Raw genomic sequence first — 24272 nt, 5'->3', positions numbered from 1 at the left:
GCGAAGCGAGTGACCCCGCAGCGCGAAGCGAGTGACCCCGCAGCGCGAAGCGAGTGACCCCGCAGCGCGAAGCGAGTGACCCCGCAGCGCGAAGCGAGTGACCCCGCAGCGCGAAGCGAGTGACCCCGCAGCGCGAAGCGAGTGACCCCGCAGCGCGAAGCGTCCGCTCACGCGACGCGAGCCCCCTTCTAGGGGGCCAATCATGCGCCTGCGAACAAACGGCCAAGAGGGAGCGAGCGAAGCGAGTGACCCCGCAGTGCGAAGCCGTCTGTGGGGGTCATAATCAGAAGCTGAATTGAGCGCCGTAGAGGCCGATGAGGGAGACGTTTGAGAACTGGGCGAAGACGGGCTCGCTGCCGGCGATGTCGACGGCCACAGAGGTCTGCTCGCGCAGCATCACGCGGCCCTGGACGACCAGTGAGACCCAGCGGCGGAGGGCGACGCGGGCGTCGAGGCTGGGGGAGATGATCCAGTTGAAGCGGCCGGTGTTGATCACATCGCCGTTGTTGATCGGCCACGAGCCGCCGATCCCGACTCCGAGGCTGAGCGACAGCGGGGGGACCACGTCGACGATCACGGCTGGCTCGAACAGGAGCCGGGCCCAGGCCAGCTTGGCGGCGAGCTGGCGCTTGGGCTCACCGAGCGATCCCGGGCCGTAGTAGCCCCACTGGCCCAGCGTGCCGCCGAGCCGCAGTTCGTAGGCGACCCGGGCGTAGCGGGGATCGCGAGGGCGAAAGTTTGCGGCGAGCTGGCCGATCGCGGTGAAGTAGACCTGGCGACCGAGATCGTCGGGCGCGGCCGCGGACATGAGGGCGATGCCACCACCTTGGGCAATGGTGACGTTGAAGGTCAGCAGCCTCGCGGTCTTGTGAACCTGGCCGAACTCGACCTGGCCGTCGCGGATCTCGGCGGCGCCCTCCTGGTAGCGGCGGTCGCCGACCAGCCGGTAGCGCAGCGGATCACAGCTGGCTCCGGCGGCGAGGATCCGCAGCTCGTCGACGTCCGCGACGGCGTACTTGCGCGAGCTCCCGTCGTTCTCGAGCAGCTCGACGTGGCTGATGCGGCTGCCGGGCACGCTCCGGCTCCACCCATCGAGCGCGGCGCCCAGGTAGATGTGCTCGCTGTCGACGTAGGACGACAGGACCTGGCCAGGCCGCTGGAGGAGCTCGTTCCAGCGCTGATCGGGGTCGGTCTTCTGGAAGGTGACCGCGACTGGGGGCGAGACGTCGACCCATTCTTCGTCGCCCTCGCTCGCGTCGCCGCCCGCGGGGCACAGGTACTGGCAGGTGCCGTCGGCCAGCGGCGTCGCCTCGCAGCTCAGCCCGCCCTCGAGGGTCGCGGCCGGGCACGTGCCGATCGCCCACACGCACGCGGGCGGAGCCCAGATGAACGCGAGCTGATGCGGATCGAGGCGCAGCTCGCCCTCGGGCCAGGCGGTGCCCCAGCTGGCGGCAAAGCGCGTGGCAGTGGGCGTCTCGCCAGCCGTCGGCGGGAGCTCGACCTCGAGCCGTCCGAACCCCTCGGCGCGCGGCAGCTCGACGTGCATGCGGGCCGAGCCCTGCAGCGGACCGACGCAGGTGTGCACGTCGAGGTCGACCCCGTGCGCGCGCAGCTCGAGCCGGTCCCGATCGGACTCGCGCAGGCGCACGCCCGGGAGCTCGATCTCGACGCCGTGACAGCGCGGCGCGAGCGGCAGCGCGACCAGCTCGCTGTGGTCCGAGGCTTCCTCGGCCCGGAACGCGCGGGTGTGGGCGTCGTAGTGACCGCCGAGGCTGCGCGCGGTCACGACGATCCGACTCAGATCCGCCTGCACCCCTATCGTCGCGACCCCGCCGGTCAACTTGAGCGACTCGAGCAGCGGCGGCGAGCCCTCGAGGTGTTCGAGCATCATGACCAGCACCCGCGGGTCACGGGTCGATCGATCGGCGACGAGGCTGTCGGAGGTGCACGCGACCCATAGATCGTCGGCCAGGACATTGGCGATCGGCAGCTCGACCCGGGGCAAGCACGCGCCACCGGCCTCGCACGGGCGCTCGTCGCTGCCGCTGCCCCAGGTCGCAGGATCGAGGATCAGCTCGTCGCGCTGCGCCAGCTCGGTGCCCGCGTGGGGCAAGAACAGCTCACTCAGGCGCTGGCGGGTGCGCGGGCCCTGGCCCTGCGACACCACACACAGGTGCGTGGGCACCTCGCCGATCTCGGGGCGCAGATCCACGGTCACGACCCCGTAGGGCTTGGCCGCGCGGGCCAGCGTGGGGACCAGCAGCGCCACCAACAGCGCCGCGATCACGACCCAGACCGGTTGGATCACTCGCACGCGCTGGCGCTCGCTTCCCCGCACAGCGAGTACCCAGCGCAGTCGCGCGGCGAGAAGCTGCTGGTCCGACTGCGCCGCCGCTCGACCCGACACGTGTAGCAGGTGCCCTGATGCGTGAAGCTGGCGCGCCGACTGTTGGTGCGGCTGAGCAAGGTGTAGCGATCTTCGTGGAGGTGACACCACCCGTGCAACTCGATGTTGGGCTGCGCTGGCTGGGTGAGCTCGGGCTCGACGGATCCCGACTCATCGCCGGCCGCGTCCGTGGTCTCGGTTGCGCCGAGCGGGTCAACCGGGTCGCCCGGCGACGTCGTGTGCGTGGCGGGGGCAGCCGCGGGATCTGGCGTGTTTGGGGTCGGATCCGGTGCGTCCGGCTCAGTCGCCGGCTCGAGCTCGGACCCAGGTTCAGGCCCAGGTTTAGGCCCAGTTTTAGTGTCGTTCGCGCTGACCTGCGCGGGCGCGCTGGTGACGAACCACCCGAGTTCGACGCCGATCAAGGCCACGGCCGCCGCCGCGACCACCACCGCGATCCCCAGCCAGCGCCGCGACGAGGCCGGCTCGGGCAGCGCGGTCTGTGCCGGTCCTCGAGCGACGCGCTCGAGCTCGGCGAGCAGCCTGGCCATGTCCCGATGGCGGGCGTCGGGATCGGCCGCGAGCCCGCGGGCGATGATCCGGCCCAGCTCGACGGGCACCGATGAATCGGTCGGTGGCTCGACCAGCTGGCCGGCTTTGACGGCCTTGACGTGCGCCGGGAGGTTGTTCGATCCGAACGGCAGCTGGCGATAGACGCCCTCGTAGAGCGACGCACAGAACGCGAACTGATCGCTGCGCTCGTCGGCGGGCCGACCGGCGTAGAGCTCCGGGGCCATGTACAGCGGCGTGCCGAGCAGCGCCCCGGTCTCGGTCAGGCCGCCCGAGAACGCGGTCGGGAGGTGGGCGATGTCCCGCTCGCCCGCGCCCGCCGAAGCGTTGTCGGTGCCCGCCGGGTCGGTCCGCGCGACGCTCGGCGCGGGTGGGCGCTCGCGCTCGTCCTCGGTCGCGGGGTTGATCGCCTGCTGGATCCGCGCGAGGCCAAAGTCGAGCACGCGCACGCGCCCGTCGTCGCCAACCAACACGTTCTCGGGCTTGAAGTCGCGGTGGATCAGCGCGACCTCGTGGGCGGCCGCGAGCCCACGCCCGGCGGCGATGAACAGCTCGAGGACCTCCCGCCAGGTCGCCCCGCGCCGATCCTCGAGCCAGCGGCGCAGATCGCTGCCCGCCACCAGCTCCATGGCGACGAACACCTGCCCGTCGTCGGTCCCGACGTCGAACACGGTGATCACGTTGGGATGCGCGAGCTTGGCCAGGGCCCGAGCCTCGCGCAGCATCCGGGCGCGGGCCTTGTCGTCGGTCGAGGAGTCGGCGTGCAGCAGCTTGACCGCGACGGCGCGCTCGAGATCGGGATCGTGAGCGCGATAGACCACCCCCATGCCCCCCGAGCCAAGCCGCGAGTCGATCTCGTAGCGCCCGACCGTGAGCCGCTCCGCCGGCTCGTCGGTGCCCGGCCCAGCGAACAACGCCGCCGCGACCCCGGCCCGGGCGCGCTTGGCCTCGAGGTCGTCATAGGCCGGCGCCGCTTCACGCAACGAATCTGGGCTCTGCTCGACCATGCTCGTCGCCCGCTCGACAGCAGACAGCCGCCCGATGGTAACAGACCCGGGTTGTCTCGCGCCTAGAGCACCGACCAGTTTGAATTCACGATGCCAGGTGCGTCTCCAAACTGATCGGCGCTCTGGCTGTCAGCACTCCCCAGCCTCGGGAATGCTGTTTGCCCCCCACGTGCACCACGACAGCCACGCCCACCCGAGCACGCCCCGGTCCGCGCGCTGGTCTTCATAGTAGCGGACACAGGCCTGGCGATCGTCGCCATCGACCGGCTCCCCCGCGAGTGAGGCGAGCTCCAGCACGTCGTCGCAGGTCGCCTCCACGCTCGGGGCCGCGGCCACGACCCCGCCGAGCGCGAGCCCAAGCACTGCACCCGCGAGCAGCCCCAGCCGAACCGCCCGGCCGGCCCGCCCTGCGTGAGATCGCGGCTCCACCCACAGACCGTATTGCGTTCCCGCCCGGGAGTCACGGCAACTCGCCCGTCGACAGCGACAGACGCCGCGACTATGGTCGGCCGGTGATCGAGCGCGCCGGTGAGCTCGCGGCCCTGGGCACCGCCGGATGCTGGGTGATCACCGCGCTCTCGTTCGAGTCGGCGGGCAAGCGGATCGGCTCGCTGAGCCTCAACTTGCTGCGCCTGTGCATGGCGCTGGTCCCCCTGATGCTGTGGGGCGTGGTCACCCGCGGTCACGCGCTGCCGCTCGACATCGAAGTTGACGCGTGGGGCTGGCTGGGGTTGTCGGCGCTGATCGGGTTCGTGATCGGGGATCTGTGCCTGTTTCGCGCGCTGGTGCTGATCGGCCCGCGGCTCTCGACGCTGGTCATGGCCTCGGTTCCGGTGTGGACGACCCTGTTTGGCCTGGTGTTCCTCGACGAGCGGCTCGGCGCCCGGGAGCTGGTGGGGATCGGGCTGACGGTCAGCGGGATCGGCTGGGCGGTCCTTCAGCGCCAGCCCAACAAGCCGGCGTCGGCGGTCCCGGTCGCCGCCCCTGAAGGCCCGATCTCGCTGCGGCTGCGGTTCATCAACAGCGGCGTCGCGCTGGCCCTGGTCGGCGCGCTCGGGCAAGCGGGCGGGTTGGTGCTGAGCAAGCACGGCATGGCCGATCACGATCCGTTCGCGGCCACGCAGATCCGCGTGATCACGGCGATCGTCGGGTTCGCGGCGGTGATCACCTTCGCCGGCTGGTGGCCGCGGGTGCGCCTGGCGATCCGTGATCGCCAGGCGATGGGCGCGACCGCGATCGGGGCGGTGTTCGGGCCATTCTTGGGGGTCGGGCTGTCGCTGCTCGCGGTCCAGCTGGCCGCGACCGGGGTCGCCGCGAGCTTGATGGCGACCACGCCGATCCTGATGCTGCCGATCACCTGGCTCCGCGGCGAGCGGTTTGGCTGGGCAGGCGCGCTGGGAGCCATGATCGCGGTCGGCGGCGTCGCGATCTTGCTGTGGTGATTGGCGCGCGCGGGTTCCTGCCCCTATCCTGCCCCGCGTGGACAAGCTCGCCACTGCGCTGATCACCGGCCTCCTGGTCGCGTGCACGACCCAGGCCCCGACCAACGCGCAGCTGCCCGCCGAGGCCGCCGCGGCTGGCGGGCCCAAAGCCGAGGAGCGGCCCACGCTGGTCCGCGTCGAGCTGGCCCTGGTCGATGCGGCCGCGCGCGCCCGCCTGGCCGAGCGGCTCGGCCCCGACAGCCCGCTCGCGCACGCCGACGCGCTCGTGGCCGTGCGCCACCAGATCGAAGCTGGCTGGCACATCTACTGGCAAAACCCGGGCGACTCGGGCTTGCGCACCAAGCTCGAGATCACGCCCACCCACGCCCGCCCGGGCCCGATCTTGTACCCGGCCCCCGACGCCTTCGCGAGCGACGGTGGCCAGGTCAGCTACGGCTGGGGCCACGAAGCCGTGTTGTTTGTCCCGCTGGCCGAGCTCGGCGAGCACCCCAGCTTGGAGCTGACCAGCAGCTACCTCGCGTGCGCCGACAGCTGCATCCCCGGGTCCACCAAGCTGGTCGCCAAGCTCGACGAGCTGCCGACCGCCAGCGACCCGACCATCCTCGCGATGCTCGAGCGCGTGCCCGAGCCCGCTGGCGATCGCCTGACGGCCAGCTGGGCCGACGGCAAGCTGATCGTCGAGCCCCACGCGGAGCTGCAGCTCGTCGAGCTGTTTCCGTTCGCGGCCGACACCGCGATCCTCGGCAAGCAGATCGCCGAGGGCCGCACCCTCGAGCTCCACTACCGCTTCACAGGACCCCCACCCGATGGCGCCCAGGGCGTGCTGCGCTCGACGATCGCTGGCGAGACCCGCTGGCTCGAGCTCGCTGTCCCCTGGCCCGCAACCTGATCCCAGGAACCAACGACCATGAAGTCCACCACGACCCTCGCCCTCGCCCTCGCCCTGCCCTGCCTCGCGTTCACGGCCTGCGGCGGCACCAACAACGCCGACGACAGCAAGACCGAGAAGCCCAAAGAAGCCGACGCGGCGCCCAAGGCCGATCCGGCCGAGCCCGCGGCCGACGCAGACGCTGGCTACGAGCCGCACCTGCTCACTGCGCTGGGCCACCTCGCGGCCGGTGGCCCTATCACGGTGACCGAGCCCAAGGCGTACGGCTGCGGCGTCAAGTATGCCGACGAGGGCACCGCGCCCACCGCCAAGGTCGGCGAGCCCGCGCCCGCGTTCACGCTGCCCAACCTCGACGGGGAGCAAGTCTCGCTCGCGGACTTCGCCGGCAAGACGGTCGTGCTCGAGTGGTTCAACCCCGACTGCCCGTTCGTGAAGTACGCCCACGGCGAGGGACCGCTCGCGACCCTCGGCAACGAGCAGCACCAAGCTGGCGTGGTGTGGCTGGCGATCAACTCCGGGGCCGCCGGCAAGCAGGGCGCCGGGGTCGAGCGCAACAAGGAGGCCAAGGCCGAGTGGAAGCTCGCCCACCCGATCCTCATCGACGAGGACGGCGCCGTCGGCCACAGCTACGGCGCCACCACGACCCCCCACATGTTCGTGATCGACCCCGAGGGCAAGCTGGTGTTCGCGGGCGGCCTCGACAACGCCCCGCTCGGCCGCGTCGACGGCTGATCGCTGCCCACGGGTGGACCAGAACACGAATGCCGCCCGCAAGCGGGCGAGGAGTCTCGCCCGAGCTGAAAGCAGTCTCGCCCGAGCTGAAAACAGCTTAGGTGCTCGCGGCGGCCAGGCGTTTTTGGGTCTCGATGATCCCCCCGGCTCCGAGCCGCAGCAGCGTCTCGGCCAGACCCCGACCGATCGCCGCGGCCTCGGTCGCGGGGCCGGACTTGCGCGCGTCGAACAGCGGCGCGCCCGAGGGATCCACGACCAGCCCACGCACGTGCACCTCGTCGGAGCCCAGCCGCGCGTGACAGGCCATCGGCACCTGGCAGCCGCCCTCGAGTCGGCCGAGGAACGCCCGCTCGGCCGCCGCGACGACTCCGGTGGGCGGGTGCTCGAGCGGCCCGAGCAGCTCGCGGACGGTCGCGTCGTCGGCCCGGGCCTCGATCGCCAAGATCCCCTGACACGCCGCCGGACAGAAGCTCTCGGGGTCGAGGTACTCGGCCACCTGCGCGTCGAGGCCGAGCCGCTGCAGGCCGGCGGCGGCGAGCAACACCACGTCGGCGACGCCCTGCTCGATCTTGCTGATCCGGGTCTGGACGTTGCCGCGGATCGAGACGACCTCGACCCCTGGATTGAGGCGTTTGGCGAGCGCGGCCCGGCGCAGGCTCGAGGTCCCCACCCGCGTCCCTGCCGGCAAATCAGCCAGGCGCGAGCCCGCGGGACCGACCAGCGCGTCGCGTGGATCGGCGCGCTCCGGGGTGCAGACGATCGCCAGACCCGGCGGCGTGTGCCCGGGTAGATCCTTCATGCTGTGGACCGCCAGATCGATCCGACCGGCGAGCAGCTCGTCCTCGATACCGTTGACGAACAAGCCCTTGCCTCCGACCTGGTTGAGCGGTCGATCGAGGATCAGATCGCCCTGGGTGGTGATCTCGACCAGCTCGACCTCCAGCGCGTCACCCCAGCGGGCCAGCATGGCGTCGCGCACATAGTTGGCCTGCCACAGCGCCAGCGCGCTGGCGCGGGTGCCAAGCCGAAGTCGCTTGGGTCCTGATGCTCGTTGATCGGTGCTCACGTGTTCGTCACTCGCTCGGGTCGAGGTCGAGATCGTCCAGAGGATCGAGCGCTTCGAGCGAGTCGAACTCGTCAGTCTCCGGGATCGAGGGCCCGCACTCGACGTGCCCGCACGCAGCGTCGCCAAGCTCGGCCTCGCTGTCCAGCGCCTCTTCGAGCGCGAACAAGGTCCGCAGCGCCCCGGACAGATCGTCGCGCTCGGTGTGGATCGCCGACTCGCGCAGGGCCTTGAGCGGCCGATGCAGGATCTTCTGCGTGATCGCGTGACCCAGCGCGGCGACGGCCTCGCGCTGACCGGGGTCGAGATCGCCGAGCCGCGCGATCGCCTTGTCGACCTCGCGCTCCATGATCGAGCGCGCGTGAGTCCGCAGATCACGGATCACCGGGTTGAGGCTGCGGGCCCGCTGCCAGTGCAAGAACGCGGTGATCTCTTGCTCGAGCACGGCCCCCGCGGCCTCGGCCTCGTGCCCGCGCGCCTGCATGTTGGAGCTGAGGATTTTCTGGAGATCGTCGACGTCGTAGACGTAGACCGAGTCGAGCCGACCCACCTTGGGATCCACGTCGCGCGGGACCGCGATGTCGACGATGAAGATCGGCGCGCCCCGACGCTTGCGCATGATCCTGCGCATCATTCGAGCGTCGATGATTGGCTCGGACGCGCCGGTGCTGGTCACGACCACGTCGGCCCGGATCAACACCTCGGTGAGCTGATCCCAGCCGTGCGCGACGCCGCCGACGGCCTCGGCGAGCGCCTGACCACGCGCGGCGCTGCGGTTGACGACCAACACCTGCGCGGCCCCGGCCGCCCGCAGATGCGCCGCCGCTTGTCGGGCCATCTCGCCCGCGCCGATCAGCGCGACCGTGGACCCGCGCAGCTCCCCAAAGATCCGGTGCGCGAGCTCGACGGCGACCGACGCGACCGACGCCCCACCACGGGCGACCTCGGTCTCGCTGCGCACCCGCTTGGCCCCGCGAAACGCCATGGTCAGACAGCGATCCAGGATCGGCCCGACCGTGCGACGCTGTCGCGCGAGCTGCCACGCGTCCTTGACCTGGCCGAGGATCTGCGGCTCGCCCACGACCATGCTCTCGAGGCTGGCCGCGACCCGAAAGATGTGTCGCGCGGCCCCGTCCTGCTCGCGCACGAAGCAGTGGCGGCGGATGATGTCGCCCTGGATCCCGCGCAGATCCGCGAGCGCGTCGAGGATCTGATCGGGGCGCTTGGCCTCGGGCTGGACCGCGTAGACCTCGACCCGATTGCAGGTCGAGAGCAGCACGACCTCGCTCAGCGACGCGCGCGTGACCAGCCCGGCCAGGCTCTCGCCGATCTGCTCGCGCGGGACCGCGAGCCGCTCGCGCAGATCGACCGGGGCCGTCGTGTGGTTGAGCCCCACCGCGAACAAGCTCATCGCGTCCTCGTGCTGGTGTAGCGGGTCATGAGCGGACGGCGTAGGACACGAGGATCAAGACCATGCACAAGAACGCGACCATGGTCAGCCAGGCGGCCTTGCGACCGCGGAGACCCCAGACCGCGCGAGAGATCAGCGCGGCCGAGGTTGCAATGAACGCGACCCCCGCGGCGACCAGCTCGATCAGCCGCCCGCTCAGCATCTGGGGTCCGCCGACGCGGAGCAAGGCGATCGCGCCGGTCACGATCGCCAGCGTGAACACGGGCGTGACCAGCAACACCAACCACCAGTGCAGACGATCGAGCCCGAGCAGGGAAATTCCCGACTCGGTCGGCTGAAACTGCTTGGTCCGCAGCCGCCGCTCCATGCCCAGGTACAGGCCCGCGACCCCAGCCGCGAGCGTGAAGCCCGAGACCCCGACCGTGGCCAGGGCGATGTGCGCCCGCACCACCCCCGCGCCGACTCCAGCTCCGACTCCATCGGCCGGGCCCATCACCACCCCGAGGGTCAGGCCGATCAATCCGAACGGGGCGAGCACCGCTCCGAGCGCCCGCATCGGCCGTCGCTTGGCGCTGATCGCCAAGAACCCGGCGACCGCGATCAACAGCCCCAGGCTGGTCGCGAGAAACACCGACTTGAACGGGTGGTTGCCCTCGACACACTGGGCCCCCACGGTCGCCGTGTGCAGCAGCGCCGCGCCAGCGAGCAGCGCCCGCGCCCACTGCTTGATCGAGCTACCCTCACTGGTGCCCGCGCCGTAGGCGAACGAAGCCGCGCCGTAGGCCAGCGCCGCGAGGATGAAGAAAGGCAGCATCGGAGCTGAGTCGACTATGCGGCGTCAAACGGCCGCGGTCACGGGACCCCGAGCGCCTCCATGGCGCCGACCAGCTGGCCCCACGTGCTGGGGTCGATCATCTGGGCGGCGCCGTCAGCACCGACTGGGGAGGCCACGAACCCAGGGTTGACGGTATACGCGAAGTCCCCGAGCACGACCGATCGCTCGTAGTGCTCCGCCCCCATCTGGGCCAGCTCCTGCGCGGTCTTGACGGCACCCACGATGTCGTAGGGATCACTCTCGCCGCCGTCGACGCGCTCGAAGTACACGCTGGGGTTGATGAACAAGTTCGTGCTCGGGACCGCGTGGAAGCGCAGCAGATCGCCGTCGATCGCGATGCCGCCCGTTGCATGCCAGCGATCGATGCAGTTTTGGGACACGAACACGCGGACCATGTCAGCGAGGGTATTCGCGGTCGCGCTCCCCGACAACCGGTGTTTGGATGGCCAGGCCAGGCGTGGACGTGATACCACCGGCGTGATGACCAGGGCTGTCCAACCGGCGGCGACCGTCGTCGTATTGCGGCCCCGCGGGCCCAGCGACGACGCCCCCGAACTCTACATGCTCCGGCGCTCGAGCAAGAGCGCGTTCATGCCCGACGCGCTGGTGTTTCCGGGCGGCCGGGTCGAGGCGGAGGACGGCGTCGACGGGAGCGACGAAGACCAGAGCTTCGCGCGAGCGGCGCAGCGGGAGTGCGTCGAAGAGGCCAGCCTCAGCGTCGAGCTCGACCGGCTGCGCTGGTTCGACACCTGGAAGACCCCCTCGGGCGAGTCGCCCCGCCGGTTCGTGGCCCGCTTCTATCTGACCACGATCGCCGCCGACCAGGGCCACGACGCGATCGCCGACGGCGTCGAGACCCGGGCCGGGCGCTGGGCCAGCGCGGCGGCGATCCTCGATCAGTGGCGGGCCGAGCAGGTCGACCTGCCGCCGCCAACCTTGAGCGTGTTGCTCAGCCTCGCCGCCGGCGACTGGCGCACCTGGCTCGAGCGGCCGCCGGCTTGTGTCCGCGAGCCGATCTTGCCCAAGGTCATCCCGGTCGACAGCAGCCTCCACATCGTCATGCCTCACGATCCCGACTACGCCGGGCTACCCGGCGACACTGGCAGCGTGCCCGAGCGCGTGCTCGCCCTCCCCCGTCGCTTCGTCCGCGCAGGCCAGCGCTGGGTGCCGCAGCCATGAGCGCCTCCACACATCTGCGATCGGTCGGTCTGCTCGTGACCGCCGCGCTCGCGCTGGGATCCGCGGCAGGCTGCAAGGATCCGCCACCCACCCCCGATCCAGCGAAATCCAGCGAGGCCGCCGAGACGCCGCCTGCGACCCAAGATCCAGCGGCCAGCCCCGCCGAGGCGCCGCCAACCGCCGCGTCCAGCGAGCTCGATCTGCTGCTCGCGTGGCTGCCCCCCGATCCGCTCGCGGTCGCCTACGACCGCGTCGGCGAGCGCCTCGATCCGGCGGTGCTCGCCGTGGTGTTTGCGATCCCGCCCAAGGCCGCCGATTTGCTCGATGAGCGCGCGACCCTCGACGAGGGGCTCGACGTGGTGTTCGACGGCGACGCCGAGCCGGAGAATTGGCTCGAGCCCAGCTCGCTCGCGTTCAGCGTGGCGCTGTCCAAGTCGCCGTACTTCGTGCGTCGACTTCGCACGGACGCAGGCGAGCTCGGGCCGCTGTTCGAGCAAGGTGGGTTCGCCAAGAACACCGTCGACGACATCGACGTGTGGCTGCCCGGCGGCTCGTTCCCGTGGCGGATCGCCGTGCTCGGCGAGGTCGCGGCGTTCATCCCCGTCGACGTCCCCGGCGCGGGCCTCGAGCCGCTGACCACCGCGCGAGACCAGGCCAGCTCGCCCGTCGAGCAAGAGCTCGCCCGCGCGCTGACCGAAGATCCCATGATCGACCTGGTCCTGTTCGCCGCCGGTCCGCTGGTTCACTTCGACGTGAGCCAGACCATCGCGCAGGTCCAGTTCGCCCTGCGTCGGGTCCCCGGGCCCGGGACCAAGGTCGGCTACGAGGGTCAGGTGCGGCTCGATCCCAGCGGCGACGTCGACGAGTGCGCCAACGCGCTTCGGGCCCGCGCCCACCCCGAAGAGAACCAGCAGGTTCAACAGCTGATCGGCGAGATCGCGTTCGCGCCCGAGGAGGGCGGCGTGGTCGGGCGCCTGGCGATCGCGCCGGACCAGGTCAAGCACTTCGCGGATCGTTGAGCGGACGATCGTCACCATGCACGCCGCACCCAAGCCGAGCCTCGCTGTCGCGCTGATCGGCGGGGGGCTGGCGGCGGCGATCGCCTTGGGCTGTCGCCAGGTCGCGAGCGAGGCGCCGGTCGACGCGGCCGCCACCGCGAGCCCGGATCCCGCCGCCGAGTCCCCAGCGTGCGACGCCGGGCTGCGCTTCGCCGACTACGACTGGGTCCCCGACGACGCTCGCTTGACCGCGTCGATCCAGCGCGACGATCCGCAGCTCGCCGACGCTCTCGCCACGCTCGCGCGAATGACCGAGGCCCCCGAGGTGACGCTCCCGGTGTTCGCCGCCCTCGACTTTCGGAACTTGGCCCTGCAGCTCGACAACCTCGATCGGGTGCTCGACGAGCTCGGCGACGACCCCGGCGAGCTCGTCGAGCTGCACAGCCCCGCGGGCGAGACCGTGTGGCTGTGGCCGAGCGCCTGTCCTCCGGAGCTGCTCGCGGCGCGGGTGCTTGGGCGCTGGCAGATCATGCTGCGCGCCGACCCCGAGCACCCCGGCGGCCGGTTCGGCGCGGGCTCGCCCGACGGCTTTCCGTTCGACGTGCTCACGATCGCCACGCTCGACGAGCGCCGCGTAGCTCTGACCCGGGTCGGTCAGGGCGCCAAGGTCGGCGCCTGGCTGCGGGAGTCCGCGCGGGGCGGCGAGCACGGTCCTGCCCACGCGCTGGCGGAGATCGACGCTGCCCCGCTACGCTGCGTGCTGGACGGCTCGTCGCTGCTGACCCCGAGCGCCGCGTCGACCCTGGACCCCCCTCACCTTCGCGTCCGCGTGACCGGCCGCAGCTGGGACACGAGCGCGTCCCCCCACACGCCCGAGTAGCAAGATTCCCCCATGTCCGACCGCCCCCACCCACTCCACACCGAGTTGCTCGCGCAGCTCGACCCGCTCCTCGCTCGCGTCGCCGCCCTCGACCTCGCCGCCGCTGTCACACCGGAGAGGATCCAGGTGATCGAGGCCACGCTCGAGCGCGAGTTTCCCCATGCCGGGCCCCAGATCCAGGCGCTCGGCGATCTGATCGCGCGCGGCATCGAGGCCGGAGTGCTGGCCAACCGCGGTCAGGCAGACGCACGCTTCTCCCGCGTGGCCAAGTCCAGCGCCGCGACCCACGGCCTGTCGATCGACATCGTGAGCATGATCGGCGCGGGGCTCGAGCACACCCACCCCGCCGGCGAGGTGACGATCGGGTTCCCCGCGAGTCCCGGCCCGGCCACGTCGCCCTCAGACTGCCAATTCGAGGCTCGACGGCCTGGTTGGGTGGTATTGGGGCCTGGCTCGCGGCACGTCCCCCAGGTCGCGGGCGAGCGCATGAACCTCATCTACTTCTTGCCTGGCGGCGCCGTGGAGTGGCATGCGCCGGCCTGAACCTGACTGCAAGTCCGCCACGGGTGCCATGCGTTGCCAGCGAACCGCGGCGCGACACCTACGCGCCGCCTGACCAGTCCCGCCACACGGCGCTGGCGGACTCCCCGGGCGACGCTTGAATCTCGCCCGCTGACCTGGCAAGAATGCGCCACACCAGGAGACCTGTGCCCGTGATCCGATCCGCCATTATCACTTCTCTGGTCCTTTCTCTCGCGCTCGCCACTGGTTGCGACAAGACCCCGCCAGGCACGGACCCGCCGGACGATGGCAGCGCCACCGCCGACACCAAGGGCAAAGACAAGAAGAAGGGCAAGGGCAAGGCCGAGGACAACTCGGGCGGCGACGAAGGTGGCGGCAACGAGGAAGACCCGACCAAGAAGGTCTGCCCAGCCGAGACGGCCGACTACCCGGCCCCGTACTTTGGCGACACGGTCCTGATCCGGCTGCCCAAGAACGTCACCGAGGACAACTTCGTCGAGCAGACCCCGAGCTTTGCCTCGCTCACCAGCAAAGAGATCGAGTCGGTCTCGTGCATCGAGGGCATGCCCGGCGGCGTCATCAGCTACATGGCCATGACCTTCTTCGCGGACGACAAGCGTGACATCGCCGTGATCCGCGACGAGACCCTCGAGGCCATGGGCTACACCGGCCACACCCTCAGCGAAGAGAAGCGCGACGACGGCACGCGCTACTACCAGGCGGTGCTCGACGTCCCGCCGAGCGCGGACAACCCCGAGCCTGCGCGTGCCCTGTTCCAGATGAACTCGGCCAACGGCATGATGTACGCGATCGTCATCGAGACCCACCCCGCCGCCTGGAACGCCCTCAAAGAGACGTTCTACGCGACGACCTCCAAGATGTCTTTCCTCGCCCCCTGAGGTGTGCCGGTCTGGGGTGTCCGGCCGCCCGACATGACGGACGATTTCCGATCATGCGGGACTCGCCGGGACTCGCCGGGACTTGCCGGGACTTGCCGGGACTTGCCGGACATCGCCCGACCATGTAGAACGCCCCGTCTCTCTCACTGACCCCTTCGTCCAGAGGCCTAGGACACCGGCCTTTCACGCCGGCAACACGGGTTCGAATCCCGTAGGGGTCACTGCCTCACTCCAGGGCTCGTAGCTCAGTTGGTAGAGCGACGGACTTTTAATCCGTTGGTCGTAGGTTCGAGTCCTACCGGGCTCAACGAGGCTCAACCCCGAAGCGTTCGCTTCGGGGTTTTTCTGTTTGATCGAGCCGAGACAGCTTGGGGCGGTCTCGCCCATGGCGAGACAACGCGCGCTGATCTCTTGGGCGGTACCGGCGAAAACACCACTAGAGCGTTGTTTTTGCGCCGCTAGCGGGAGCAGCTTGGGAAACCGCCTGGACTGGGTAGTCTAAGCGTGGCGCGTTGCTCATGAGTCCCCGCAGCTTCCAAGCCGACGACCTGGCGTCGAGCCTCGAGCTCGACGGTAGCGAGCACGTCGACGAGCCCGACCAGCTGATCGCGGGCCGGTTCGAGATCCTTCGGCGGCTCGGGCATGGCGCCTTCGCGGTCGTGTACGAGGCCATGGATCGGGACCTCGATCGACGCGTCGCGCTCAAGCTGTTCACCAGCTTCGCGCCCAACGAGCTGGCGACCGCCCTGCGAGAGGCGCGGGCGATGGCCCGGCTCAACCACCACAACGTGCTCGCGGTCCACGACGTCGGTCGACACGGCGATACGCCGTTCTTGGCGATCGAGTACGCCGAGACTGATCTGCAGCGCTGGCTGAGCGCGGCCCCACGCGACGCCGACGAGATCCTGCGGCTGTTCAGCGAGGCCGGCACCGGGCTCGCGGCGGCCCACGCGGCGGGGTTGGTGCACCACGACTTCAAGCCCGCCAACGTGATGCTGCGCGCCGATCGCAGCGTCGCCGTGGGTGACTTCGGCCTCGCCCGCCACCTCGACACGCTCGACTCGCTCGCCCCGCTGGCCCCCGAAGGCCCCGTCGGGGATGGCCTGGGCGTCGTCGACAGCGGGCTCGCGCTTGGCGATGCCAAGGTCGCGGTCGGGACCCTCCGCTACATCGCGCCCGAGCGGCTGCTTGGCCGTTCGGGCGACGATCGCAGCGATCAATTCTCGTTTTGTGTCGCGCTGTGGGAGGCGCTCGCCGCTCAGCCCCCGTTCGCAGGCGCCGACGCGCAGCGACGCTACGACTCGATCGCCGCGGGCCCAGCCGGCACCCCACGCGGGCGCGCACACGTGGTCCGTGCGCTGCGTCGCGGCCTGGCCGTCGAGCCCGAGGATCGCTTCGAGACCATGGACGCGCTGTTGTGGGCGCTGGCGCCGGCGAACTCGGGCAAGTTTGGGGTGTTGAGCGCCGAGGCGCCGGTCGGCAGCTGGCTGCGCCGTAGCGTGCGCCCGTCGGTCACCGCGGCGATGCTGGGCGCGGTGTTCCTGGCCGCCGTGGGTCTGTCCCGCGAAGCCCCAGCGCTCGACGTGGTCATCACCCCAACCGCGGTGCTGACCGCGAACGCAGCGATCGACCATGCCCGCGAGCTGATCGAGGCTGGCGAGTTCGCCCAGACCGTCCCCGTGTTGATGACGGCGATGCCGGTCGTGCGCGAGACCGACACGGAAGCGCAGCGTGAGTACCTCGCGCAGATCGAAGCGCTGGGCGATCAGCTCGTCAGCGCCGATGCGCCGACCCAGGCCTCGCTGTTCTACGCGGCCGGTCTGAACCTCGCCCAGGATCTCGGCGCCGATCCGACCAGCCTCACGGACAAGCGCGCGACCGCCATGGCCAAGTACCGTCGGCGTCAACGCGACGCCGAGCGGCCGTGAGCGGGCAGATCTGGTCAGGATCTGATCAGGATTTGGATCAGGAGCTGGATCAAGCTGGCGGCAGCCAGGCCAGTGTCGTCTGCGATTACTCGTAGCAGGTGACGCTGCCGTCATTGTGCTTCTCGAGTTCTTTACACCACGTGATGTCGCCGACGGTGCACATGCCGTTCGCGTCGGGAGCCACGCAGTCGCCCGTCTTGGGATCGCAGCAAGCCAGGCCGTCCTCGACCGGGACCGGCTGAAACATCGGCGAGCAAGGCACGAGCTTGCAGGTGTCCGGCAGCGGAGCATAGGCCGCGATCTCGCCGGTGTGGGGGTCGAGCACCTCGCCGTGGCGCACGTGGTAGGCGCGCGTGTAGCCCAGACACGGAGCGGTGCCCTTGAGCTTGGCGAGCTTGCCGTCCCAGCAGACATCGGCCCCGAGCACGGGCGCGTCCGCGGCCGCGTACACGCAGCCCCCACGACCGATGTTGTCGTCATCGGGCCTGGCGTCAATGCCAGTGGCGAGACATAGATCGGGCCCCTGCGCGCTGGCCACGGCCGAATTGGAGGTTGTCCAGGTGGCCACCGCCGCCAGGGCGAAGGGCGCAACCAGAGCAATGACCGAGAACATCTGTTTGTTGTGCAACATGGTCTCAATATACACACCACTCGGCGAACGTGTTGGTATATTGAAATAAAGAACACCATACAGTGATTCGAGATCGACCGCGGCGAGACTGCGGCGCGAGCGTGCATTGGGTCCGAATGGCCGTGGGTCCCATCCTTTGGCTAGTAACTGGCCAAACGCTGGGATACCCATTTTCTTGCTAATCGGATCCACTTGTGAAAAATAGATAATCAGCCTGGGGCGACTTTGCCCTGGCTTGCGTCGCATTGGAATCAATACGCAATTGATGACATATCCATTGAAACGGGCGGCCGCGCCGAATGGCGGTGCGAGAATGCCCCGACGACGAGCGCGCCTCGCCTGGGTCGCCCGGGAGATCGCGCGAGCGGATCAGGCCGCGCGACCGCGGGTTCACCCCGGCGCAGACGCCTCCGTGGCTCGCGCTGGATCCAACCTCCAAGGCACGGAACTTCCCATGGGGTCGACCGTCCTCGGCCCCATGCGACGCGAACCACGGCGGGGGGCCGACTTCATCGAGCAGCTGGTGCTCCCCGTCGTCAACATCGTGTTCCTGCTGGTCCCCGTGTTGTTGGTGGTGATCGAGCTGACCAGCCTCGCGGCGCTGCAGGCGTCGACGCCGGACGCTGCTCCGTCCGCGCAAGCGCCCGCGACCTGGAGCCGAGATCCCGCCCCCGCGCCGCTCGAGCGTGTGAGCCCCGCGACAGCCCCGACCGCGGAACCTGTGGTCCCCGACCCCATGATCGGGTACGGGTTCTGAGCTCAGGCGCTGGCGCCTGTTCTCAGGCGCTGGCGCCTGCTCTCAGGCGCTGGCGCGGGCCGGGGCCTCACACAACGCGAGCGCCAAGACCTCGTCGACGTGGGAGACGAAGTGCAGGCGCAGATCGGCGAGCGCGGCCGCGGGGATGTCGGGTTCGTCCTTGCGGTTGCGGGCCGGCAAGATCACGTCGGTGATCCCGGCCCGATGCGCCGCGAGCACCTTCTCTCGCACCCCGCCGACCGCGAGCACGTGCCCGCGCAGGGTCACCTCCCCCGTCATCGCGATGTCGTGCCGAACCGTGCGGCCCCCGAGCGCGCTGAGCAGCGCGGTCGTCAGCGCGATCCCAGCGCTGGGTCCATCTTTGGGCACCGCCCCGGACGGCAGGTGGACATGCACGTCGCGCTTGTCGAACACGACGTGCCCGACCCCGAGCCGATCAGCCTGACTGCGGATCAAGCTGAGCGCCGCCTGGGCGGACTCCTTCATGACATCGCCCAGGCGCCCCGTCAGCCGCAACTTGCCCGTGCCCGCGACGATCGTGACCTCGACGAACAGCAGCCGACCGCCGGTCGGCGTCCAGCCCAGGCCCGTGCACACGCCGACCCGAGGCCCCGGGGCCATGAGCTCCTCGCGGTAGCGCGGGGGCCCCAGGATCCGCCCGACGTCCGCGACATCGAGCAGCGCGGGCTTGGTGTTGGTTCGATCGGGCAGATCTGCCTCGGCCTTCTGCATGGCGACGTCGCGCAGCAGCGCGGCCAGCCGGCGCTGCAGGTTTCGCACCCCAGACTCGCGGGTGTACTCGGTCGCGAGCAGCTCCAGCACGGCGTCCGAGATCTCGACCCCAGGCGCGAACTCGCCGGGCACGGGGTCGTCACCCTCGCGGCGGGTCGCAACCAGCAAGCTGGTGTTGCGCGCGCGCTGGTCTCGGAGCGAGCCGGGCGCGGCCGGGGCCTCGTCCGCCAACCCGGGCAGCAGCCCGTTGTCGCGCAGCTCTTTGGGCAGCAGGTGCTTGCGGGCGATCTGCAGCTTCTCTTCGAGGGTGTAGCCCGACAGATAGATGAACTCGAGCCGGTCGCGCAGCACCGCCGGGATCGCCCCGACCTCGTTGGCCGTGCAGATGAAGATGACCTGCGACAGGTCGTAGGGCACGTTCAAGTAGTGATCTTCAAAGGCGTCGTTCTGCTCGGGGTCGAGGGCCTCGAGCAGCGCCGAGGCCGGGTCACCGCGTAGGTCGGCGCCCGACAGCTTGTCGAGCTCGTCGAGCAGGATGACCGGGTTCGGGGTCCCGGCCTTCTTCATGGCCTGGATCAACCGGCCTGGCAGCGCGCCCACGTAGGTGCGCCGATGGCCGCGGATCTCCGCGTCGTCGCGGACCCCCCCGAGCGAGAAGCGTACGAACTCGCGGCCGAGCGTGGCGGCGATGCTCTGCGCGAGCGTGGTCTTGCCCACCCCCGGCGGGCCCGCGAAGCACAGCAGCGGCCCCCGCTGGTTGGGCGCGAGCCGGCGAACCGCGAGGTACTCGAGCACCCGCTTCTTGACCTTGTCGAGGCCGTGATGGTCCGCCTCGAGCCGCGCGCGGGCGTCTTCGAGGTTCACGTCGACGCCGCGGTTGTCCGCGCCGCGCTCGGGGATCAGCCAGGGGAGATCGGCGAACCACTCGCAGTAGGTGCGAGAGATGACCGCCTCGCTGCTCTGCGGGTTCATGCGCTCGAGCCGGGCGAGCTCGCGATCGACGGCCAGCTGGGCCTGCTCGGGCAGGATCTTCTGATCGAGCCGCTCGGCCAGCTCGTCGAGCCAGCTGTCTGGATCGTCGTCGCCGAGCTCGGCCTGGATCGCCCGGAGCTTGTGGCGGAGCACCGCCTCTTGCTCGTGACGCGAGAGGTGGTCGCGGACGCTGCGGTCGATGTCACGCTTGACCTCGAGCTCGTTGCAGCGCTGCGCGAGCAGCTCGACCAGCTTGCGCAGGCGCTCGCCGCCGTCGAGCTGCTGCAGCAGCGCGACCCGATCGCTGGTCTCGAACTCGACCAGGTTGGCGACCAGATCCCCGACCCGCGCGGCGTCGCGCTCGTCGAGCGCCTCTTGCACGGACTCCTGACGCTGCTGGCTGACCCGACTGGCGGGCAGCAGCGACTCGTGGCGCTTGACGAGGTCGCGCAGCACGCCCGCGAGCGCCGTGAGCATCGCCGAGTCGCCCCGGTTGACCCCAGCTCGCTGGTAGCCAACTAGGTCGCAGCCATCCACGCGCTCGAGCGAGTCGAGCCGCACCCGCTCGAGCCCGCGCACGATCACCGTCATTCGCCCCGGTAGCCCGCGCAGGACCTGGACGATGCGGGTCGCCGTGGCGATCGGATGCAGGTCTTCGAAGCCCGGCTGGTCCGTCATTGGATCGCGCTGGACAGCGACGATCACTTGATTGTGAAGATCGTTGCGGTGGTTGTGATCGGTCGCCCGGCGGACGGCCTCGACCGAGGCCGGACGCGCGAGATCGATCGGCATCGAGACACCCGGGAACAGCACCGAGCTGCGTAGCGGCAGCAGCGGGAGCACTCCGGCGGCGAGCGGGCCGTTCAACATGGAACGAGCCTAACCCCCGGTGTCATGGCTGTCGACGACCCGTATCATCTGTGGGATGTCGCTCCCCGCCCGCGCGAGCCTGGCGATCGCGCTGGCGTGGGCGGGCGGGTTTGGGGTGCTCGGCCGCTGGGGCCTCGGCCTGGGCGGGCTGGTCGTGCTGGTCGCCGTGGGCCTCGCTATTCGCCATCGCCCGGATCCTGGTGGTGGTCAGGGCGATCACGCGGACCGTGAGTGTCACAGTGACACCGCGAGCTCGGCACCCGCACGCGCTCGCTCGATCGCACGCTCACTCGCGCTGGTGCTCGCGCTGGTGCTGCTCGCTCGAACGCTCGGGCGTGTGATCATCGCGAGCCCTGCGTCGCTGTGGGCCCTGCCGCTGGTCGGTCTGGCGCTGTCGGGCTCGCGACCGAGGCTGGTCGCGACCACGCTGATCACCGCGCTCGCGCTGCTCGCTGGCCTCGCCGGCTCCCGCTACGAGCTCGCGGGCGATCAACCGCACGGCATGGTTCACTCGGGCCCGATCATCGGAATTCATCCGCGCCAGGCGATCGCCGTGCGGATCGACGGCTTCGGCCCCCACGACATCGTGGTCGACGACTTCGTCGATCCCCCCGGGGGGCTCGGCTACGACCCGGCACGCTGGGCCGAGCGGCTCGAGCTCGAGCTGCACTCGATCGCCGAGACACGCTACGCCGACGGCCCCGCCCGGGCTCGGCAGGCGTTCGCGGGTGCCGAGGTCCGAGTCATCGACGCGATCGTGCCCCCGGCCGAGCGCCCGGCCTACCCCTCGCTGCTCGGGATCGAGGTCCGCTCGGGCACGACCGGCGCGGGATCCCGGGTGGAGTTTGGCTGCCCCGGCCAGCCCACCGGCCCTCACGATCGCTTCGAGTCCAGCCGCGCGTGCCCCCGCAAGTATCTCGTCGATGGCTCGACGGGGCTCGGGCTGTCGCCGCGCTGGCCCGGCTACACGGCATTCGCCGGGCGCGATCGCGTGCGCCTGGCCCGGTGGATCGACTGGCCCGCCGGCGCCGGCCCCCGAGGACAGCCGCGCCTCGCCGTGGAGTCGGGCGCGTGGCTGGTGATCGTGGTGCTCGGCGGGTGGCTCGTCGCCCGTCGCTGGGGCGGCCGCGCGACCGGGACGATCGCGGCCGCGACCACGCTGGCCGGCCTCGCGCTCCTCGGTGGTGTGCTGGTCGCCGCGAGCAGCTCGGGGGGCAGCGGTTCCGCGGGCGGGGGCGCGCTCTCGCTGTTGGCGATCGCGCTGGTGTTGATCCCGGACCGAAGCGGCCAGCCGTCGGACCGCTCTCGGGGATCTGGTCGGGGGTCTGGTCGGCGATCTGCTCGGCGATCTGCTCGGGGATCTCGGGTGCTGGCGATCGCGTGCGCCGCCTCGCTGTTGTTGGTGTCGGTCTCCCCGATCGCGGGTCACGGAGACGCGATCGCGCTGCTCGAGGCCCTGGCCGAGCAGCTGGCCCAGAGCGGACGGATCACCTGGGAGTCGAGCCGGGCGCTGGCGGGGAGCCTCAGCGTCGTGGCGCTCGGCGCTGGCGTGGGGATCTGCGTGCACGCCCTGGTCGCCGAGCTGCCCGTAGAACCCCGTGAGCGTCGACACACGCCCGAGCTGGTCCTGCTCGGGCTGGTCCTCGCGGCCGCGCTCGCGCTCAGTTTGCGTAAGCCTGGGGACGACCTCGCGTTGCTCCACGGTGCCGCCGCCGTGCTCATGCTTGCGACCGCCCGGCTGCGCGGTGACGCCGGTCCGGCAAAGTGAGTTCGCTGCCAACGGTGAACCAGTCTACGAATGGCGCCTGCAAGCGGGTCAGAAGCCTGACCCGAGCTGAAAACACACCAACGGCCGAGTTCGGTTGAGCCGGATCGGCCAGCCCGTTATCATCCCGCCCCACAGGTCGGTACTCGCGCCCTCTTCGAGCGCGGCCGATCCACTCGCCCCAGCCCGCGTCAGGCTTGGGGCGGACCGAGAGGTCCCCCGCCGATGAAGCGCCCTAGCTCCCGACCCACCCTCCTCGCTCGCCGCTTCGCCGGCACCACCAAGAATCTCGGCGTCGCGCTCGGGATCTCGGTGGGCCTCGTCGTGGCCCCGCTGCCCGTGCTCGCGGCGCCCCCGAACGACGCCGCGCCAGCAGACGCGCCAGCCGAGGCCGAGACCGAGGCCACGGTCGGCGGCAACGTCGCGATCTTGAAATTCACCGGCGACGACTACAAAGCCAACGACTTTCGCGGTCGGGTTCAGGCGGCCCTCTCCGATCAAGGCTACACGGCCAACTTCATCAAGCGCTCGATCGACGAGGCCGCACAAAAAAACAAGTGCAAGCCGTCCGACACGAGCTGTCTCGACAAGATCGGCGCCTACCTCAACAAGAACACCGCGAGCACCTACGACTTCTTCGCCTGGGCCGTGGTGCCCGCGGACGGCGTCGCCAAGGTGATCATCTACGACATCGCCAACAAGAAGAAGGTTGTCGATCTGTCGCTGACGAGCTCGGCCCAGGACTACATCCTCCCCGAGGTCATCGGCGGCGCCGTCGCCCGGCGCCTGGTCGAGACCCAGGTCGCCCCGACCCCGGCGACCGAGGAAGAGCTGCAGATCCTCGCGACCCTCGACGAGCCCGAAGAGACCCCCGAAGAGATCGCCGCCCGCGAGGCCGATCTGGCCAAGGCCATGGAGCAGGCTTCCATGGATTACAGCGCCGGCGTCGACGTCGGCGAGCAAACCGTCGATCTCAAGCGCGACTTCAAGGAGTTCTGCCGCACAGGCCCCCGCGAAGACAAAGAGGTCGAGGGCGATGACGGCGAGGTCAGCAAAGAGCGCGACCTCCGGCCCGCGTGCAAGCGCGGCCCAACGTTTGGCTACTGGCAGCCGCGAGCCTGGGTCGCCCTGACCCTCACGCTCGGCTCGGCAGCGACCATGGGCACCATGTACGGCCTGGCCGCGGCCTCGCGCGGCAAGTGGAACACCGCCAAGCAAGACCTCGAGGCCTCGGGCCTCTCCGACGACGACCCGACCGCCACCTGCAACGCAGACGGTGTCTGCTACGCCGATCTCGCAGCTGACGTCAGCACGGCGACCGGACAGATCCGCAACCGGGCGATCCTCGGTGACGTGTTCCTGGGCGCGACCGTGCTGCTGACGGGCGTGCTGGCGATCATCATCTATCAGGATCGGCAGGCCGCGAAGAGCTTCATCGCGGGCGAGAAAGAGCTCAAGGCGCTCAGCAACCTGCGCATCGGCCCGGTGATCGGCCACGACAGCAAGGGCGCAGCCCTCAGCTTCCAGTTTTAGCTTTGACCGCCTTCTTAGACCCCCACATACGCCTTCGCACTTCGCGGTCACTCGCTTCGCTCGCTCCCCACGGGCTGGCTGTTTGCGGGCGTATGTGTGGCCCCCTCGAAGGGGGCTTGAAGACGCTCCGTCGAACGGCGTCTTGGTTCGCTCCCCACGGGCTGGCTGTTTGCGGGCGTATGTGTGGCCCCCTCGAAGGGGGCTTGAAGACGCTCCGTCGAACGGCGTCTTGGTTCGCACTTCGCGGTCACGCCTTCTGAGACCCCCACATACG

21 protein-coding genes and 2 tRNA genes are annotated in these 24272 nt (G+C 70.2%); 14 read left to right on the top strand and 9 right to left on the bottom strand.

All coding sequences use genetic code 11. The features are described from left to right. Positions 1 to 283: 283 nt before the first annotated feature. The 3 genes from ENSA7_RS34260 to ENSA7_RS34250 form a co-directional block, all read right to left on the bottom strand. Entirely contained in the window at positions 284 to 2314 is a 2031-nt protein-coding gene (locus ENSA7_RS34260) for a hypothetical protein (protein WP_146158469.1), read from the bottom strand. After that, positions 2305 to 3960: a serine/threonine-protein kinase gene (locus tag ENSA7_RS34255; RefSeq protein ID WP_106093625.1), complete on the bottom strand. Its 1656-nt coding sequence runs from the start codon at positions 3958 to 3960 to the stop codon at positions 2305 to 2307. Before ENSA7_RS34255 ends, ENSA7_RS34260 begins: the two co-directional genes overlap by 10 nt. A 129-nt stretch (positions 3961 to 4089) precedes the next feature. Further along, positions 4090 to 4389: a hypothetical protein gene (locus tag ENSA7_RS34250; RefSeq protein ID WP_146158468.1), complete on the bottom strand. Its 300-nt coding sequence runs from the start codon at positions 4387 to 4389 to the stop codon at positions 4090 to 4092. An 83-nt stretch (positions 4390 to 4472) separates the two neighbouring features. Between ENSA7_RS34250 and ENSA7_RS34245 the strand changes: the two genes are divergently transcribed. Genes ENSA7_RS34245 through ENSA7_RS34235 form a run of 3 tightly spaced genes read left to right on the top strand, consistent with a single transcriptional unit; the run spans position 4473 to position 7023 of the window. Then, positions 4473 to 5402, top strand: coding sequence for a DMT family transporter (locus tag ENSA7_RS34245; RefSeq protein ID WP_106093623.1), 930 nt, complete (start codon positions 4473 to 4475; stop codon positions 5400 to 5402). Positions 5403 to 5439: 37 nt separating this feature from the next. Next, positions 5440 to 6291: a protein-disulfide reductase DsbD domain-containing protein gene (locus tag ENSA7_RS34240; RefSeq protein ID WP_181234389.1), complete on the top strand. Its 852-nt coding sequence runs from the start codon at positions 5440 to 5442 to the stop codon at positions 6289 to 6291. Positions 6292 to 6309: 18 nt separating this feature from the next. After that, positions 6310 to 7023 (top strand): redoxin family protein, encoded by a 714-nt coding sequence (locus ENSA7_RS34235; RefSeq protein ID WP_106093621.1) that lies wholly within the window; start codon positions 6310 to 6312, stop codon positions 7021 to 7023. A gap of 97 nt (positions 7024 to 7120) precedes the next feature. On the opposite strand, the gene hemC is transcribed toward ENSA7_RS34235, so the two are convergent. From hemC to ENSA7_RS34215, 4 genes are read right to left on the bottom strand one after another with little or no spacing between them, the layout of a single operon-like run. After that, a complete protein-coding gene (gene hemC, locus ENSA7_RS34230; RefSeq protein ID WP_106093620.1) occupies positions 7121 to 8089 on the bottom strand; it encodes a hydroxymethylbilane synthase in 969 nt (322 codons plus the stop codon). Between the two features lie 7 nt (positions 8090 to 8096). Beyond that, positions 8097 to 9497 (bottom strand): glutamyl-tRNA reductase, encoded by a 1401-nt coding sequence (gene hemA, locus ENSA7_RS34225; protein WP_106093619.1) that lies wholly within the window; start codon positions 9495 to 9497, stop codon positions 8097 to 8099. Positions 9498 to 9522: 25 nt separating this feature from the next. Beyond that, positions 9523 to 10311 carry a cytochrome c biogenesis protein CcsA gene (gene ccsA / locus ENSA7_RS34220; protein WP_106093618.1) on the bottom strand — a complete coding sequence of 263 codons (789 nt, stop codon included), beginning with the start codon at positions 10309 to 10311 and terminating at the stop codon, positions 9523 to 9525. A 38-nt stretch (positions 10312 to 10349) separates the two neighbouring features. Next, positions 10350 to 10727, bottom strand: a complete 378-nt coding sequence (locus tag ENSA7_RS34215) for a hypothetical protein (protein WP_181234388.1) — start codon at positions 10725 to 10727, stop codon at positions 10350 to 10352. A gap of 85 nt (positions 10728 to 10812) precedes the next feature. Between ENSA7_RS34215 and ENSA7_RS34210 the strand changes: the two genes are divergently transcribed. From ENSA7_RS34210 to ENSA7_RS34175, 8 genes are all read left to right on the top strand, one after another. Further along, positions 10813 to 11511 (top strand): NUDIX hydrolase, encoded by a 699-nt coding sequence (locus ENSA7_RS34210; protein ID WP_181234387.1) that lies wholly within the window; start codon positions 10813 to 10815, stop codon positions 11509 to 11511. Next, positions 11508 to 12530 carry a hypothetical protein gene (locus tag ENSA7_RS34205; RefSeq protein WP_106093615.1) on the top strand — a complete coding sequence of 341 codons (1023 nt, stop codon included), beginning with the start codon at positions 11508 to 11510 and terminating at the stop codon, positions 12528 to 12530. The genes ENSA7_RS34210 and ENSA7_RS34205 overlap by 4 nt, the downstream gene beginning before the upstream one ends. 16 nt (positions 12531 to 12546) lie before the next feature. Then, positions 12547 to 13389: a hypothetical protein gene (locus ENSA7_RS34200; protein ID WP_106093614.1), complete on the top strand. Its 843-nt coding sequence runs from the start codon at positions 12547 to 12549 to the stop codon at positions 13387 to 13389. A 12-nt stretch (positions 13390 to 13401) separates the two neighbouring features. Next, entirely contained in the window at positions 13402 to 13932 is a 531-nt protein-coding gene (locus tag ENSA7_RS34195; protein ID WP_106093613.1) for a 4-hydroxylaminobenzoate lyase, read from the top strand. A 170-nt stretch (positions 13933 to 14102) separates the two neighbouring features. Beyond that, a complete protein-coding gene (locus ENSA7_RS34190; protein WP_106093612.1) occupies positions 14103 to 14810 on the top strand; it encodes a hypothetical protein in 708 nt (235 codons plus the stop codon). Between the two features lie 148 nt (positions 14811 to 14958). Then, positions 14959 to 15031, top strand: a tRNA-Glu gene (locus ENSA7_RS34185). A 13-nt stretch (positions 15032 to 15044) separates the two neighbouring features. Beyond that, positions 15045 to 15117 (top strand) — tRNA-Lys (locus ENSA7_RS34180). A gap of 211 nt (positions 15118 to 15328) precedes the next feature. Then, on the top strand, positions 15329 to 16738 hold the full coding sequence (locus ENSA7_RS34175; RefSeq protein WP_106093611.1) for a serine/threonine-protein kinase: 1410 nt from the start codon (positions 15329 to 15331) through the stop codon (positions 16736 to 16738). Positions 16739 to 16823: 85 nt separating this feature from the next. Here the strand turns inward: ENSA7_RS34175 and ENSA7_RS34170 are convergent, their stop codons facing one another. Next, positions 16824 to 17369, bottom strand: coding sequence for a hypothetical protein (locus tag ENSA7_RS34170; RefSeq protein WP_106093610.1), 546 nt, complete (start codon positions 17367 to 17369; stop codon positions 16824 to 16826). A 478-nt stretch (positions 17370 to 17847) separates the two neighbouring features. On the opposite strand from ENSA7_RS34170, the gene ENSA7_RS34165 reads away from it, so the two are divergent. Then, complete coding sequence (locus tag ENSA7_RS34165) at positions 17848 to 18126, top strand: hypothetical protein (protein WP_146158466.1); 279 nt, start codon at positions 17848 to 17850, stop codon at positions 18124 to 18126. A gap of 42 nt (positions 18127 to 18168) precedes the next feature. Here ENSA7_RS34165 and ENSA7_RS34160 read toward each other — a convergent pair whose 3' ends face one another. Further along, complete coding sequence (locus tag ENSA7_RS34160) at positions 18169 to 20700, bottom strand: endopeptidase La (RefSeq protein WP_106093608.1); 2532 nt, start codon at positions 20698 to 20700, stop codon at positions 18169 to 18171. Positions 20701 to 20755: 55 nt separating this feature from the next. Here ENSA7_RS34160 and ENSA7_RS34155 point away from each other — a divergent pair, with 55 nt between their 5' ends. Both ENSA7_RS34155 and ENSA7_RS34150 read left to right on the top strand, forming a co-directional pair. Next, the gene (locus tag ENSA7_RS34155; RefSeq protein ID WP_106093607.1) at positions 20756 to 22468 is read left to right on the top strand and encodes a hypothetical protein; all 1713 of its coding nucleotides are present in this window, start codon (positions 20756 to 20758) and stop codon (positions 22466 to 22468) included. Positions 22469 to 22690: 222 nt separating this feature from the next. Next, positions 22691 to 23998 carry a hypothetical protein gene (locus tag ENSA7_RS34150; RefSeq protein WP_106093606.1) on the top strand — a complete coding sequence of 436 codons (1308 nt, stop codon included), beginning with the start codon at positions 22691 to 22693 and terminating at the stop codon, positions 23996 to 23998. The last annotated feature ends 274 nt before the right edge of the window (positions 23999 to 24272 follow it).

The organism is Enhygromyxa salina (genome assembly GCF_002994635.1).
Classification (GTDB): Bacteria; Myxococcota_A; Polyangia; order Nannocystales; family Nannocystaceae; genus Plesiocystis; species Plesiocystis salina_B.
This window is presented reverse-complemented; position numbering and strand designations above follow the sequence as displayed.

Bases quoted from the DNA above. Each gene is read 5' to 3' on its own strand.
- ENSA7_RS34205 (WP_106093615.1), top strand. From the start codon at position 11,508: ATGAGCGCCTCCACACATCTGCGATCGGTCGGTCTGCTCGTGACCGCC.
- ENSA7_RS34200 (WP_106093614.1), top strand. From the start codon at position 12,547: ATGCACGCCGCACCCAAGCCGAGCCTCGCTGTCGCGCTGATCGGCGGG.
- ENSA7_RS34150 (WP_106093606.1), top strand. From the start codon at position 22,691: ATGAAGCGCCCTAGCTCCCGACCCACCCTCCTCGCTCGCCGCTTCGCC.
- ENSA7_RS34155 (WP_106093607.1), top strand. From the start codon at position 20,756: ATGTCGCTCCCCGCCCGCGCGAGCCTGGCGATCGCGCTGGCGTGGGCG.
- ENSA7_RS34235 (WP_106093621.1), top strand. From the start codon at position 6,310: ATGAAGTCCACCACGACCCTCGCCCTCGCCCTCGCCCTGCCCTGCCTC.
- ENSA7_RS34160 (WP_106093608.1), bottom strand. From the start codon at position 20,700: ATGTTGAACGGCCCGCTCGCCGCCGGAGTGCTCCCGCTGCTGCCGCTA.
- ENSA7_RS34215 (WP_181234388.1), bottom strand. From the start codon at position 10,727: ATGGTCCGCGTGTTCGTGTCCCAAAACTGCATCGATCGCTGGCATGCA.
- ENSA7_RS34170 (WP_106093610.1), bottom strand. From the start codon at position 17,369: ATGTTGCACAACAAACAGATGTTCTCGGTCATTGCTCTGGTTGCGCCC.
- ENSA7_RS34195 (WP_106093613.1), top strand. From the start codon at position 13,402: ATGTCCGACCGCCCCCACCCACTCCACACCGAGTTGCTCGCGCAGCTC.
- ENSA7_RS34255 (WP_106093625.1), bottom strand. From the start codon at position 3,960: ATGGTCGAGCAGAGCCCAGATTCGTTGCGTGAAGCGGCGCCGGCCTAT.
- ENSA7_RS34175 (WP_106093611.1), top strand. From the start codon at position 15,329: ATGAGTCCCCGCAGCTTCCAAGCCGACGACCTGGCGTCGAGCCTCGAG.
- ccsA (WP_106093618.1), bottom strand. From the start codon at position 10,311: ATGCTGCCTTTCTTCATCCTCGCGGCGCTGGCCTACGGCGCGGCTTCG.
- ENSA7_RS34210 (WP_181234387.1), top strand. From the start codon at position 10,813: ATGACCAGGGCTGTCCAACCGGCGGCGACCGTCGTCGTATTGCGGCCC.
- ENSA7_RS34165 (WP_146158466.1), top strand. From the start codon at position 17,848: ATGCGACGCGAACCACGGCGGGGGGCCGACTTCATCGAGCAGCTGGTG.
- hemA (WP_106093619.1), bottom strand. From the start codon at position 9,497: ATGAGCTTGTTCGCGGTGGGGCTCAACCACACGACGGCCCCGGTCGAT.